Source organism: Salinarchaeum sp. IM2453 (genome assembly GCF_019693215.1).
Taxonomy (GTDB): domain Archaea; phylum Halobacteriota; class Halobacteria; order Halobacteriales; family Salinarchaeaceae; genus IM2453.
The window spans coordinates 1,513,056-1,526,625 of record NZ_CP081183.1; the positions used below are offsets into that span (position 1 = coordinate 1,513,056).

At 47.8% G+C, this 13,570-nt stretch carries 18 protein-coding genes, 1 tRNA gene and 1 pseudogene; 12 read left to right on the top strand and 8 right to left on the bottom strand.

The features are described from left to right. The first annotated feature begins 61 nt into the window (after window positions 1-61). Window positions 62-673, top strand: coding sequence for a stage II sporulation protein M (locus tag K0C01_RS07235; protein WP_221169048.1), 612 nt, complete (start codon window positions 62-64; stop codon window positions 671-673). Further along, entirely contained in the window at window positions 673-1,473 is an 801-nt protein-coding gene (locus tag K0C01_RS07240; RefSeq protein ID WP_221169049.1) for an alpha/beta fold hydrolase, read from the top strand. Before K0C01_RS07235 ends, K0C01_RS07240 begins: the two co-directional genes overlap by 1 nt. Before the next feature lie 128 nt (window positions 1,474-1,601). Here K0C01_RS07240 and K0C01_RS07245 read toward each other — a convergent pair whose 3' ends face one another. The 3 genes and pseudogenes from K0C01_RS07245 to K0C01_RS07250 all read right to left on the bottom strand — a co-directional run bounded on the left by K0C01_RS07245 (window position 1,602) and on the right by K0C01_RS07250 (window position 3,164). Then, window positions 1,602-1,766, bottom strand: a complete 165-nt coding sequence (locus K0C01_RS07245; RefSeq protein WP_221169050.1) for a DUF6757 family protein — start codon at window positions 1,764-1,766, stop codon at window positions 1,602-1,604. 106 nt (window positions 1,767-1,872) lie between these two features. After that, window positions 1,873-2,070 (bottom strand): annotated as a pseudogene (locus tag K0C01_RS12800) (RNA-guided endonuclease TnpB family protein); the annotation flags it as partial. 302 nt (window positions 2,071-2,372) lie between these two features. Then, entirely contained in the window at window positions 2,373-3,164 is a 792-nt protein-coding gene (locus K0C01_RS07250; protein ID WP_221169051.1) for a PHP domain-containing protein, read from the bottom strand. A 131-nt stretch (window positions 3,165-3,295) separates the two neighbouring features. Between K0C01_RS07250 and K0C01_RS07255 the strand changes: the two genes are divergently transcribed. The 8 genes from K0C01_RS07255 to K0C01_RS07290 all read left to right on the top strand — a co-directional run bounded on the left by K0C01_RS07255 (window position 3,296) and on the right by K0C01_RS07290 (window position 7,366). Next, complete coding sequence (locus tag K0C01_RS07255) at window positions 3,296-3,583, top strand: DUF5789 family protein (RefSeq protein ID WP_221169052.1); 288 nt, start codon at window positions 3,296-3,298, stop codon at window positions 3,581-3,583. 102 nt (window positions 3,584-3,685) lie between these two features. After that, complete coding sequence (locus K0C01_RS07260; protein WP_221169053.1) at window positions 3,686-3,859, top strand: DUF5786 family protein; 174 nt, start codon at window positions 3,686-3,688, stop codon at window positions 3,857-3,859. A 72-nt stretch (window positions 3,860-3,931) separates the two neighbouring features. Then, complete coding sequence (locus K0C01_RS12975) at window positions 3,932-4,336, top strand: DUF7561 family protein (protein ID WP_221169054.1); 405 nt, start codon at window positions 3,932-3,934, stop codon at window positions 4,334-4,336. Window positions 4,337-4,455: 119 nt separating this feature from the next. After that, window positions 4,456-5,115 (top strand): ArsR/SmtB family transcription factor, encoded by a 660-nt coding sequence (locus K0C01_RS07270; protein ID WP_221169055.1) that lies wholly within the window; start codon window positions 4,456-4,458, stop codon window positions 5,113-5,115. A 136-nt stretch (window positions 5,116-5,251) separates the two neighbouring features. Next, a complete protein-coding gene (locus tag K0C01_RS07275) occupies window positions 5,252-6,031 on the top strand; it encodes an NAD+ synthase (protein ID WP_221169056.1) in 780 nt (259 codons plus the stop codon). A gap of 94 nt (window positions 6,032-6,125) precedes the next feature. Beyond that, window positions 6,126-6,761, top strand: a complete 636-nt coding sequence (locus K0C01_RS07280; RefSeq protein ID WP_221169057.1) for a DUF7114 family protein — start codon at window positions 6,126-6,128, stop codon at window positions 6,759-6,761. Window positions 6,762-6,821: 60 nt separating this feature from the next. Then, window positions 6,822-6,893 (top strand) — tRNA-Thr (locus tag K0C01_RS07285). Window positions 6,894-7,012: 119 nt separating this feature from the next. Continuing rightward, entirely contained in the window at window positions 7,013-7,366 is a 354-nt protein-coding gene (locus K0C01_RS07290) for a hypothetical protein (protein ID WP_221169058.1), read from the top strand. A 40-nt stretch (window positions 7,367-7,406) separates the two neighbouring features. Here K0C01_RS07290 and K0C01_RS07295 read toward each other — a convergent pair whose 3' ends face one another. After that, a complete protein-coding gene (locus K0C01_RS07295) occupies window positions 7,407-9,491 on the bottom strand; it encodes a DUF262 domain-containing protein (protein WP_221169059.1) in 2,085 nt (694 codons plus the stop codon). 33 nt (window positions 9,492-9,524) lie between these two features. On the opposite strand from K0C01_RS07295, the gene K0C01_RS07300 reads away from it, so the two are divergent. Continuing rightward, a complete protein-coding gene (locus K0C01_RS07300; RefSeq protein WP_221169060.1) occupies window positions 9,525-10,478 on the top strand; it encodes a DUF8148 domain-containing protein in 954 nt (317 codons plus the stop codon). 9 nt (window positions 10,479-10,487) lie between these two features. On the opposite strand, the gene K0C01_RS07305 is transcribed toward K0C01_RS07300, so the two are convergent. The 3 genes from K0C01_RS07305 to K0C01_RS07310 form a co-directional block, all read right to left on the bottom strand. Then, a complete protein-coding gene (locus K0C01_RS07305; RefSeq protein ID WP_221169061.1) occupies window positions 10,488-10,700 on the bottom strand; it encodes a hypothetical protein in 213 nt (70 codons plus the stop codon). Between the two features lie 280 nt (window positions 10,701-10,980). Beyond that, window positions 10,981-11,103, bottom strand: a complete 123-nt coding sequence (locus K0C01_RS12805) for a hypothetical protein (protein ID WP_255568236.1) — start codon at window positions 11,101-11,103, stop codon at window positions 10,981-10,983. 37 nt (window positions 11,104-11,140) lie between these two features. Continuing rightward, window positions 11,141-11,290: a hypothetical protein gene (locus K0C01_RS07310; RefSeq protein ID WP_221169062.1), complete on the bottom strand. Its 150-nt coding sequence runs from the start codon at window positions 11,288-11,290 to the stop codon at window positions 11,141-11,143. A 137-nt stretch (window positions 11,291-11,427) separates the two neighbouring features. Here K0C01_RS07310 and K0C01_RS07315 point away from each other — a divergent pair, with 137 nt between their 5' ends. Further along, the gene (locus K0C01_RS07315; protein ID WP_221169063.1) at window positions 11,428-11,892 is read left to right on the top strand and encodes a TspO/MBR family protein; all 465 of its coding nucleotides are present in this window, start codon (window positions 11,428-11,430) and stop codon (window positions 11,890-11,892) included. Between the two features lie 247 nt (window positions 11,893-12,139). Here K0C01_RS07315 and K0C01_RS07320 read toward each other — a convergent pair whose 3' ends face one another. Beyond that, a complete protein-coding gene (locus K0C01_RS07320) occupies window positions 12,140-13,297 on the bottom strand; it encodes a cobalamin-independent methionine synthase II family protein (protein WP_221169064.1) in 1,158 nt (385 codons plus the stop codon). Window positions 13,298-13,570: the final 273 nt, after the last annotated feature.

The following is a 13,570-nucleotide window of genomic DNA, read 5'->3' on the forward strand; positions in this document are numbered from 1 at the left end:
CGTGATACTCACTTCGATATTCTGTGAAAACTGATAAAATGCAACCAGTCTTAATTCCAGTGTGAACCCAAACTACTTGGCCAATACGGTCCAGACACAGTGGCAGCATCTTCGTCCCTATGTTGCTGGTGTCATTGGGCTGTTTGTCGTTAGTATCGTTCTCGGAGCTGGACTAGTCGCTATCGGGTTTGATATCTTCTCTGCGCTCACTGGAGAAGGAATTGAAGATGCATTCCCAGACGAACTAACGTTACAGGCGATCTTGGTTAACAATACGATTGCCTTCTTAGCAATGATTGCCCTCGGTGCCATTACCCTGGGTGTGTTTGCTCTCCTTGCCATCTTGATTAATGGTATTGTTATTGGATTCGTAGCCGGACCTGCCGTTGCTGAACAGGGATTAGGCGAAACTCTCGTGTTACTTGTTCCACACGGAATTCTTGAATTGCCAGCAATCTTTATTGCTGCTGCTGTCGGGCTTCGTGCTGGTCATATCATTGTTAACCGGATTAGAGGAGTCCGTGAGCAACTCATAACACGCTCAGAACTTCATGGGTTGGCAGCAGTCATTGCTATTGCATGGATTGCTCTTGCAATTGCCGCCGCTATTGAAGTGTATGTCACGCCAGCCCTGTACGAATTTCTGTATGGGCCGTTAAACGATGAGATATAATGACTGATATCAACCGCCCTTCCGTTGATGGCTCTGAAGTTCAGTATCAGATTGCTGGCGAAGGACCTGTAGTACTGTTTGTACCGTCTCCTGGATTCGGTGGATGGCAATGGGCCTGGCAATTTCAGGAAATTGCTGGACCATATAGGGCTGTTACATACCTTCCTTCTGGAACCAGAGACTCGGATAGCGAACTGCGATCAATTCAACAAACAACATATCATATTGAACGCCTCCTCAAAGAAGAAAATGTTCGGCATGTCCAACTTCTCGGATTTGGACTTGGTAGCCTCGTTGCTCTTGAGTATGCTAAGCGATACAACCGAGCGCAGTCTCTTCTTTTGATCAGCACACCCAATTCGCCGCTTGAGGAATACTTTGATGCGATGCGCACATATGCCGTGACAGCTAACAATCGAGATCAAACTGCAGCGGTAACGACTGAGCTTACCTCTATATCTTTCAAGCAACAATCTCCGCAGTCTTTTGACCAACTTGTTGAATGGCGTATGCAGGAAGACCCAGAACCATCTGGATGGGCTGATATTAGTGCTGTCCTTGATGATTACAGCCGAGACTGGCCACTATATGAAATGACTCTCCCAACGCAAGTGCTACGAGGAACAAACGATCCAATTGTGGGCAGATCAGAAACAGTAGACTTGACTGACAATTTACCACGAGGCATGCGGACTGATATTAAATCGAGTGGTCACCTTCCAATGGTCGAGCGTGCTTCAACAGTTAATGACCTTATCGCCGGCCATCTTGAGGAACACACCACAAGAGAGCTCGAATAACAACACTAACTCAGCTTCTATCAGAAGATTAAATATTCGTTCTATTTGTGATACTCCGCATATGCGTTATATTGTCCGGATCCAGACTACACTCTCAACGAACATTGCTCCGAAAATGCCCATGCAGACTACTCGCGACGGTTTACGTCTACTTGGTCTTTAATCCGCTTGAATGCGTCTGATTCAGCTAGTTCTTCGAGCCGTTCCTGAAAATGTTGCTCACAGAGCCCAACCTTGATCCCATCGGACTCTGCAGCATATACGGCGTCATCATCACAGTAGTGACACTGCATATCTATTTATTCAACATGGGTCACATTCAACGCTACGGCTTGCATCGTATATGATACCTATTCTCATACAGGTCATGATTCTCTGCGACCTACAAAGGTACTTGAGCTACCCACCGCTAAAGCGGTTGGATTCAGCGTGGACTCCCGTTCTGGCCGATTCATCGGCAGGAGAATAGCCTCCGTTTACGTTCAACGTCCCGCTGTTCAAGCGTACGCCCAAGGATGCGTCTCCGTCGCCCCCAGTTTGGTTGCGACGGAGATATCGTAGTCCGATATTTTTCGCGGCATTGTAGTTCGCGTGGTTCCACGACGGCACTTGCAAGCCCTGTCCCGCGCTGGGACAGGCTCACAGCGGTGCCAGTCCCCACAGGCGTTGATTCGGATTGTCCCAACCCTACTTGCTGGTGACGGGGAGATGGAGTCTGACCGTGGGTATAACCCCACTCGAAGCCAGCCTCATGAGTAAAGTCCGTCACAATTTAGTGTCTGCTAGCAGTTGACTTGGCTGTTTTTGCTGTGGCTATGTGACGGATGTATCCCCGCCCTACTCGCTCTTTGAGGACGGGAACGTAGCTGCAAAAGTTAAATTTCAGCTACAGGTTGGAATCAGTTACTGTCTGGAAGACGTTCTGCAACGGTGGCGTACTGCTTTGCGGTCAGACCTGTTTTCCCGAGTCTCTTTCCGTGTGCATCGGATCCTCCAAGTGCCAGCAATTCATAATCATTGATTATCTTATCAACCTCAGATACATCCACTGAGCTATCGTATGGATACTCCCGCTCAACACCATCAAGTTCCACAGCAAGTTTCAGCGCGGCCTGTGGATCGCTGTACCGAAATGGATGTGCTAGTCCAACGATTGCACACGCATCTTTTAGCAGTGCTACTCCCTGTTCAAACGTGGGGACCGACCGGGATCGGTAGCATGGACAATCCCGTCCGATTAATTCGTCGAATACAGCCTGCTCTGTCTCATAGACAGTCTCTGCGTGCTCTACAACTGCACGTGCAATATGTGGACGACCAACCTTCTCGGATAACTCAATATTCAGTTTGACGTTCAGACGCTGTTCAATACACGCGATTATCGATTGCGCTCGCTGTATCCGGTCCGCTCCAAGCCGATCACATTCAGCCTGCAGCTCAGCTGTTGGGGAGACCCCGAGCCCAAGCAAATCGACTCGAAGATCATCTGCCTGCACCCGAAGCTCGATGCCGTGAATAATTGTTACCCCGTCGCGGACAATTACTGGTGCATCGATCTGTGGATGTATACGATCATGATCTGTAACTGCGATGACCTCCAGACCAGCCTCCTTTGCTGCTGCTGGTAGATCAGCAAATGAGAGTTGACCATCTGAGTTCGTTGTATGCACGTGCAGGTCAGCAATGACCATGTGACCAGTATTAGCTGCTCAGCAATGGATGTTCTGACGAAGGTTTAGCATCAATACTGACATGCGTTAACTTACCAATGTCTTTAATGGGAAATATTTATAATTATCTTCCACATAAGTTCTGAATAGAAATGCAACTGAACGGTACTGGGGAACAGCTCAAAAGCGAGCAGTATCCACTGACAACAGCAGAGGTAATTGAAAAATACGGTACAGTTGAAATTGAGCATCAAAATGGATCAGAGCGTCTCGGTGACGTACTTGGTCGATGCGACCCTGAAACATATGAGTCCTCAACAGATCTAATCTTCACCATCTATGCTGCAATGTCCGAAGATGCCGTTGGCCGAAAAGGATATTGTGACCGGGATCCGACCCCACCCGGCGTAACACCTCCAACTGAACCAGTTTCATTTTAGGATTTCTCCAGCGCTGCTCGTTTTTCCTTCTCTTCTTGTTGTTCTCTTTACTGGTACCAATAGATTAATAACATATACTGTTCTACCCAGTTGTTGTATACCATGCCAATGGGTGACTATGACGAAGACGAACACGAGCGTCGCGAACAGAAGGCAACTGCAGTTGATACATCGTTTGCAAGCGACCGGGAAGACTACCACGGGGAGGTAGAATATGATACAGGGAGTTCGACTGAGGATCTTCTGAACACATTCGAAGAGATCAAATCGCAGTGAGCGGTCTCATACTTCTGTCGTGGTAGTTAATTGAGAGCAAGAGTCTTCTTAGTCGCTAATGTATTATTATACATGGCATCAGAGACGTGTGACGGTTGTCAGCGAGATGTACGTATAGGTGGTGGTGGGGAGAACCTCTGGACGCTTGAGGGAAACAATACCGGCGGAATGACAATTGAACTTGAAGACGGGGAAGAGTATTTTCTTTGTTTTGAATGCCTTGAGGAACTCCCAGAAAACCCAACGTCCACCGATATTCAGGCGTTGCCGGATCGCAGTGACAACAAGCAACAAACAGCAGATGGCGGATTCCAGTTTCTTTTAGCAGGGATTATTTTTGGCGTCATTTTGGGTACTGCAGTTTGGATTCTATTCAACAATCCAGAGCAATGGGTTCCAATCGGGTTTGCGAGTGGATTTCTTATTGTACTACTCTTCGGTCGTGTCTTCGAATTTCTCCGCGTTGGTTCCTCATGACTTCAATCGTTATCGTTGTATGTTGGATCATTCCTGTCGATGTCTTTATTATCTGAATGCAAATAATGCTCACCGGCTACAGACATGCTTTTGAGTTCCGACACGCAAATTATCATTAGATGGACTCTGCCGCATTGTTGGATCTACTCGGAAATGAGAACCGACGACGGATTCTCCGACTACTTGCTCGTCGGCCATGCTATGTTACCGAGATTAGCGAATATCTAGGTGTGAGTCCAAAAGCTGTAATCGATCATCTGCGCAAACTTGAGGAAGCAGGGGTCGTAGAAAGTCGGGTTGACGATCGCCAACGAAAATACTTCCACATTGCACGGAATATCCGTCTGGAAATTAATGTCTCCCCGTATGGATTTGGAACCAAGAGTGCCTATCCAGCTAGCCGCAACCTCGATATTGCCTCGTTTAGCTATCTCAGTGTTGATCTAAATATCTCCGAACAGAACAATCCCCAGCGTCTCTCTCAAGAACTTCACCGACTTGAGGAGCTTGAGAACGAACTTTCGATGTTACAACGGTGGGTTCAAGGACGAATTGCTGAAGCACATGAGAAACTCGCTGACAAAGTTGGTGGACAAGATGAGGATGATCGCCGACTACGCGCTGAGCTGATGGTTGCACTGGCAGATGGTCCCAAATCAGTTCCTGAATTGGCAGAAGAGACTGATCTTCCCCCACCAATTGTTGAAGATATCTTAATGACGCTTGCAGATCAGGAACTCGTTACGCGTGATAACCAACGGTGGGCACTGACCGGATAAACAGCTTCTGACATACTTAGACTCAATAACGTACCTTTTCGCTAGCTTGCTACTCTGCTTTTGATGGATTTCGTTATGAGATGGTGGTAATTGTTCGGGGGATATCACTATTATATCTCCATGAGTAATTGTCTGTATGGTTGATCTTCGATTATCGGACTCAGAACTTGCTGACCGTCGTGAACGAATTGTAGCATTCATTGATGAGCAGGTTACTGCTGCTGGTGCCGATGGTGCCGTTATTGGTCTCTCCGGTGGTGTTGATAGCTCACTTGTTGCATACCTTGCTGTTGAAGCACTTGGAACGGATTCCGTTACTGGACTCATTCTCCCGGCAGCACCAAGCAGCGATGCAAGTGTGCGCGATGCAGAGATCGTTGCAGATCGGCTGAATATTGCTACACACACGATTGACATTGAGCCAGTTCTCGATGCTCTTGTTTCAAGCTACCCGGGATCACCGGATGACCGTGCCTTAGGTAATGCTCGTGCTCGAATTCGCGCAGCGTATAATTACCTGCTGGCAAACGATGAAAACAATGTTGTACTGGGTACTGGGAACAAGAGTGAGTCTTTGACTGGGTATTATACTAAATACGGCGATGGGGCAGTTGATTGCCATCCAATCGGTAATCTGTATAAGACACAGGTCTGGCAGCTTGCCTCAGACGTTGGTGTTCCCGAACAAATTGTTGAAAAACCTCCGAGTGCTGAGCTATGGGATAACCAAACCGATGAAGATGAGCTTGGACTTGATTATGAGACGCTTGATAGTATTCTTGCGCTCCATATTGACGGACCCCTTTCAGCTGCTGGCACTGCTCGGGAGCTCTCAGTCAGTCAGGAGACGGTTGATCACGTCCATTCGCTGTATCTATCAAGCCAGCACAAGCGGTTGATGCCACCGAAACCGTAATCTGCATTACTATATTGACACGTACATAGTAATTTTGAGGAAGTCCATGCCGTTTCCAAAGGTCTTTGCTACTACAGTCCTATATTAATTATTGATGAATGAAGCCGCTAAAACGCGGCACGCTGCCTTAGATGCCGTGGATGACGTTGAACCCTCACGTCTTCGTCAGCACATTATTGACCTACTTGAGAATGGGTTAATGGCTCCCGGGGCGCTTACGCTCTCTTGTGCACCATCTGAGGAGGATTACCAATTACAATCAACAAGTGAAACGCGTGCTGCGGGTGTTCAGCTAATTTATGAAGGCCTTCGACTGACTCGTGATCTTGCTCGACGGCAACCATGGGAAAATCCCGAATCTCGGAAAGAAGGCGACCTTGAAATTCTGGCAGCTGATGTCATGGTATCTCGTGGATTTGCATTGCTTTCACACACACCTGCTGCAGACAAGGCTGTTGAAACCATTCAACACTTTGGCCGTACTCAGCCCCGAGGGACACCACCAAAGCATCCGGATGGTGACCTCGAGGCAGACGTTCTTGAACTGGCAGTGATCGCTGGAACGGCGGATACGGATGGCGCCGACTCAAAGTTCCTTGATCGTGCTACAAGCCTTAGTAACCGCTTTGGCGCACAGTTTCCCCCTGCCGAGCAACTGATCACGGCCTTCCATGAACGGCCAATTGCTGGCAGCATGGGAACGCCAGCAGAAGACCTATCGGATGATTGATTCGCACCGATGAATCGAAACGAATAAAGACGGTTGCCTGTCTACTTGGAAATGGACGGTGCCTGGGTAGCTTAGCGGTAAAGCGCGTCCTTGGTAAGGACGAGACCGCGGGTTCAATTCCCGCCTCAGGCTTGTAACTTTTCCTTCATCTCCTACAAAGACATTCAGTTATAACCCCCCGTTTGCGGGTTTTCACGGGGACCGTCGTATTCGTCGGTTGGTAGGTTTGGAAATGGCCGACGTAAAAAGGAGTGGTCGGGGTGACGCCAGGCGCGTGTCAAATCGCTGGTCCGGGGGACACCGCAAGTCCCCTACCGTGGGAGGGCGACCCAGTTGACGCGCCCGATGATCTATGGAAAGTGGCTCTCTATTGGGCGCTAGAACGCCGGCTATTCACGGGGTCACCGTCCCTAACACACGATGATTCCGATAAGGAAGACGGCGACACGCTTCCACCCGTCCCGCGCTATCGGTTTGTAGGTGTCGCCCGGTTCGATCATATGCCGGGATATGTTCGCCGGAACGCTCAGATTATCGAACGAACTAGCACAGCGGGACCACCGCCGCCGGGATCTACATCAACACCGATCGGGATATTGAATTAACTAATAGCGGCACTATTCTTTTACACAGCGGCAAATCAGTCTACCACTGACCGTGAAATCGACAGACAACGTTACACTTTCTTGCTAACTCACGCATATATCTCTTCCTCTCTTCAGAATTAAGTTTAGTAAACAAGTGCAGTCCCTCCGTTATTTCTGTTTCTCCCCCCATCCCCGAACCGTCAATGTGTTCTGGTTCCCAGTTGAGTAACGCTCTATCTCCTTCACCGGTTCCTGGAATGTATGGTATTGAGATTCGATCTAATAAATCATATTCGTCAATCAGATATTCTACTGTGTTTTGCATTACCGTATTCTGAACCTTGCTTTCAAATTCCTGTACAGGGACTCCGTCATCAAGAATGGTAACTTGAACTAAATCTGTTGGTACGTCTTCCGTTGATATCACATCAGGTCTTGGCCATAGCTGAGCGCAACGCTGCGCAAGCTCTTCTCCCCGATCCCGGATTTCTATTTCTGTCCAGCGATTAACTTCGGTAAAGTGATCGTTTAGATCTATATGGCTATCTTCGAATAACTCCTGTTTTTTATCGAACTTTCTGTTAGAGAGTTCCGGATTATAGCCTGTGAGCGTCAGATTACCAGGAGTATGTTTCCATTCATCATGGATTTCTTCCCACTCCTCACCCAGCATTGATTTCCATGCCTCACCGTGTTTGCCATCCCCAATAGTTTGGGGCATCACATGTTCAATTTGTAAGTCATCAAGCTTGACCGGTTCTTTGTGATCATAGTCACGCTGAAAAGTCTCAAAAATGAGTCTACATTTGTCTGGTTCCCTTGAATACAGATCGAAGGTAACAAAAGACGATCTAAACTCTTCATCATCTGGCCAACCTCTGCCAGCCAAGTACTCAAATACAGAGTCTATCACGTTTTCATCGCTGATCGAATTTATTGAACTAGGGAATATTTGGTAATACCCCCGGGTGGATCTATCACAGATTGATCGACGGATTGCGAAGCTCTCTAGACCACCGAATGCCCGTCGGAAATCATCATCAGTTATCTCACCTGACTCCCATTTATCAAGCAAGTTCAAAACCAGCGGATCAGCCGTACCAATATCCAAATACTGCTTACGGTCAAGTGCATCTTGGAGCCAATCTACATCTTCAGTCTCCGGACGTCTGATAGACAGATACAGATCACTATAATAATCCAACCGTTCTGCTAAGGCATGGGGCTCTAAATCTGTCCGTTCTTTGAATGCATCGTAAACACCATTTTGTTTAACATAGTTTCCGTTTCGCATCAAATATATACGATAGAAACGGGTCAAACTTTCTTTGTCATGGTTCTCTGTTTCCTCAAATTTCTGTTCGAAGGGTAACCAGTAGTCTTGGTTGAATTCATCTTGCTTGTCTAGATCTAACTGCATAAATACAAAATTCCGAATAAGATCTGACTCCTGTAAATCTAGCCCACGTTCGTTTAAGGTTTCAAAAATAGTATAGGGATTTTCGTCTTCTTCGGCGGTGATCATAGCTAAAGGCAATTGTTCTATAATAATTTGTCTCAGTTTATGAAGATCAAAGATAGATCTATCTTCGATTAATTCTTGAATATTATCGGAAAAGAAAGAATAAGCTTGTCCAATAGATGTTTCCTGTAGCTCGGCATTCAGCTCTTTTCGATCAAACAGGGTGAAAAGCGCATCACGATCTTCTGTTCGTGAAATCACTCTATATTTATCTTGACCATCTTCATAAGGGTCAACCAAGTTCTCATCCTGTATTTTATTAGGTAGATCTTCTAAACTATCTGATTCTTTTTCGGAAAGCTCAGATAACATCTCTCCCGTTATTTCGTCCGCATTATCACGTATAGCGCACAAGATGAGACAAAACGTAATCAGCCGCTGTTGTCCGTCGATTACTAGATATTTGGGTCGGGAGCCTGGTCTATTTTCTCCTGACATCGTTACGAAAGCACCGATAAAATGCTCCTCTTCACCTAATGGGCTATCTAGTAGGAGAGTAATGTCATCCCACAACTGTTCCCAGTGTTTTTCTTTCCACGAATATCGTCGCTGGAATACGGGGACGATATACTGGTCTTTTCCTGTGAATAGATCTTGAATGTAAAGATCCTCAGCGTCCATAGTCTGGTAAACTAAACGGTGATTAAAATAAATATGGGCTTCGGAACCGGTGTGCTGTCTGAATTGGCCATTGAACGGGAATCGGTCGCCGACGTTTGGAACGTGTTCGAACGGGTACGCGGCGACGGCCCGGAATACCTATGCGTGCCGTTTCGGAATCGGTTCAATTCGCCCGGTCGGGTCGGGGACTTGCGGGCGTCTTGGCGGCGTGCGTGGCGGCGTGCAAGCCGTCGGTACGACGACGCGGTGTTAGTCACCCTGACGACCGACCCGGCTATGCACGACAGTATCGCCGACGCGACGGAAGCCCTGATTGAAAACAAGAATCGGCTGTCGTCGTGGTTGGAATACGACCCGGCATCGGGGCCGTCCCGCCCCGGGTTTCGTCCGACGAATCTGTACGTGTTGGAATTCACGGATTCGGGTTTACCGCACTTGCACGTCGTCTATTTCGGGGTGTCATGGGTGACGACGCAAGCGGCGTTAGCCGACTATTGGGAACGTCGGGAACAGGGGCGGGTGGTTGACGTCCGACGGCTGTTGAAGCGGGGCGGGGACTTCGTAATTCGCACCGACGACCTTCCTGACGATCCCGACGCTGACGGGAAGCGAACCGCCCGGTCGTACCTTGCGAAGTCCCTTCGCACCCTGTCGGCGGTCACCGATACGTCACCGGGTGACGTCGACGAAGCGTCGTCGACCCGGCGGTCAGGTGACGTCAACGATGACGCCGACCTATGGAAACCCGCCTTGTATTGGGCGACAGGAAAGGCGTTTTTCGATGGGTCGCCGGAACTAACGACCGACGATCCTGACGGCGACAAAGACGGCGACACGCTTCCGCGCGTCCCCTGCTATCGGTTCGTGGGTAGTTGCCCGATACAACGACCTTCCGGGGTATGTGCGAACGCGTGGGGCGTTTCTAACGGGTTATACAGGGGACGATCGACCGCCGCCATCATCGAACGATATTGTGGGCGTGAATAGTGAATGTGGTTAACCCATTCCCCGCAAGACGCCGATAATTAAAGCTGCAATCCCAACACCGCCGACAGCCAGCACTAATGCCGAAGCAGTGTTGACCCGTAGTTGTTCGGCGGTATCGGAAAGGGGGCCATCGACGGGTGGAATGGCACCTATGATTTGGATCCCCACTAATGCGATAATAGCCACAACCAGTATAGCAATCACAGCACCGACCACGCGCATATTAGAATTCCCCCGAATCATTCAGTAGCCATAAGCCCACGGCACCGACTCCAACGACCACACTTCCGATTACAAATGGGGCAATGTCGACAATCAAAGACCGGATTGCAAAAGGCCCGTCTTCAGGGATCAAAGGGAAAAGATACGATAGAATCACGACCAACAATAGGGCACCGATTAGGCTTCCAAATATCTTCCCCGCCATACCGATGATATCCATATTGGAAAATAGTCATTCGAATTAATAAATTCACTACCAATATGCCACCTATTAGGCGGTCTAAGTGTCCAGGTCGATCGCTACCAACCCGACACAAGTTCCGGCAAGTTCAGCAAAAGCTTCGCCGTAGGCATCACCCCCAGTCGGTTTAATCCCGTTAACGGTCACTGTGACGTTATTCATTACGGGATCATTCATTCCAACTCCCACAAACCGTTCTTTAGTCTTCATCTTGATCGAAGTCAACATCGATAGCACTTGTGTCAATCATACATGCTGAATTGGCACTTACAATTGGACCCGAAACAACTGTTCTAATGAAGAAATCAAACTCTTCTGGCTTGTCTTTTATTTGCCCAAAATAGGTCATTAGTAGATCGTCTGGCGAATGTGGAACAGAGCCCATCCCAACAGCAGGTATAAAACGATACCTGACGCAGGCCATCTTGCGAACCACGACAATCCAACAGCGTTCAATGAACCCCTCTACTCATATTTAGAGATACTATGAAAATATCAAGGCAAAAGTGGCTTCAGTTAGGTGGTTTTGTTCTTGGAATAAACATTCTCGGTGCATTACCAGCCGTATTCTTCGGAACGGATACAGGTTGGATTGATCAACCGTGGTTCTTCCCACCAGAATGGCTCTTTCCAGTCGCTTGGACAGTACTTTTTAGCTTAATGGGCGTTGCCTTATTTCTTGTTTGGGACACCTCGTCCAGTAGACAACGAACAACTGCTGTTACAATTTTTGCAGTCCAGTTTCTTCTTAATTTGCTTTGGACGCCTGCCTTCTTTGGTCTTCAACGGCCCGGACTGGGACTTGTTGTCATTGGTGTACTGTGGATTGCTATTGTTGGATCAATTGCTGCATTTGCACGCGTGCAACAAACAGCAAGTATTCTGCTAATTCCATATCTGCTCTGGGTATCGTTTGCGGCTATCCTTAATTATGCTATTTATGCAGCATGATTATCACTCTGACACAGTTTTCACTGCATAATCTTCCAATATGACGTACGTATCTGAGAGAGATGATTCGACAAGAACTTTGCCTGTGTAAGTGGTCGCGAGCGAGCCTTTCTTGCTGAAATTTCACAGAGTGACGTCATGCCTGAGAGAAACGCAATCATTTGTGTCCGATTAGCATCTGGATTAGCGACTGGTCTTTCATCTGGAAAGTCACGACCGGTGATTGGCCGTGCGGAAAAGCTAATGGTTAGTACAATCGTTCTGTGGCAAGAGTTGCGCCCTCTGCTAGTGCTCTGAGCTTTTCCCAAGCAATCTCTGGATGCACGGCCCCAAATCCAGCAAAGGTCCCGAGTCCACAGTCTGCTCCAGCATGAACTGGCCCGGGGTCACCAAGTGCATTGGCAATTCTCTCAACTCGATCCGCGATAACCGCTGGTGGCTCGATATGGTTGACATTGACATCGATCACACCAGGAACAAGCACCCAGCCATCTGGAAGTCCATGTTCCTCAAACAGAGTATAATCAGCTTGATGGCATGGGTTTGCCTGCTCGATTAGTAATCCGCCAATATCGGCTTCATAAAGCTCGGGAAGCACTTGCTCCAGTGCAATATCATGATGATGCGGACCTTCGTAATTCCCCCAACAGGTATGCATCCGAACCTGCTCAGATGGAACGTTTGTGAGCGCATCATTAAGCGCATCAATATGCAAACGAGCAATTTCAAGGAATTCAGCATCGGAATAGTTCTTGAATTTTAGATGGCGACCGCCGAGTAGGTCTGGGGAATCAATTTGTAGAATTGCTCCTGATTCAGCAATCAGTTCATATTCAATCTGCATTGCATCTGCAACAGCGGCGACATATTCTTTGTGACTATCATAATATTTATTACCAATGTAAGAGGCAATAGCTCCGGGAGATGCTGCGGTGACAAATCTGCCCTCAAATTCTGCGCTTGTCGTTTCAATTGCCTTTGTAAATCGTGTAAGCTCCTGCTGAGTCTTTTCTTCTCCCCGATACTCAATCGAATCAGTTGCTGCTGGAATCGTCGCATTCGGATCAGACCATTTGCTGAACGTTGGAACCTGTGTTGCATACTCAGGATAATCTTCGAGATCTGCCCATTGTACCGCAGGCACCTCTCCGTTAAAGCCACTGAGCCGATCAACAGCGTATGTCACAAACGATGTCCGCTGTTGCTCACCATGGCTTGCCACATCAATCCCCACCTCATGCTGCCGACGAACGACAGATTCTGTTGCACTTTGGACAGCCTCATCAAATGCCGCTTGGTCAATCTTTCTGCCAGCTTCGCGTGCTTCAAAGAATGGTAGAAGTTCTTCAGTGCGGGGAAGACTACCAACATGTGTCGAAAGGATCCGATCAGTATCGTGTTGCATGACCGCTGGTTGGACTGAGAAAACTTATCTCTTACTCTGAGTTATACAAATTTCTGGTATTAATACTGCTGGTTATAAACCACTAAGTGCTTTGAACAAGCTATGAATACAATAATGCACGTACTGTAAGATTCGACAGACTAAATTGATACTAGGCGAATCCTGTGGATTTACTGACTGCACTATTAATACCTGTCCGGGATGGTTCCGGTTGTCTATTCGACTGCAAACTCTCTATCACGTCTTGGAATTCCGGAGAAACCAATAGCAATT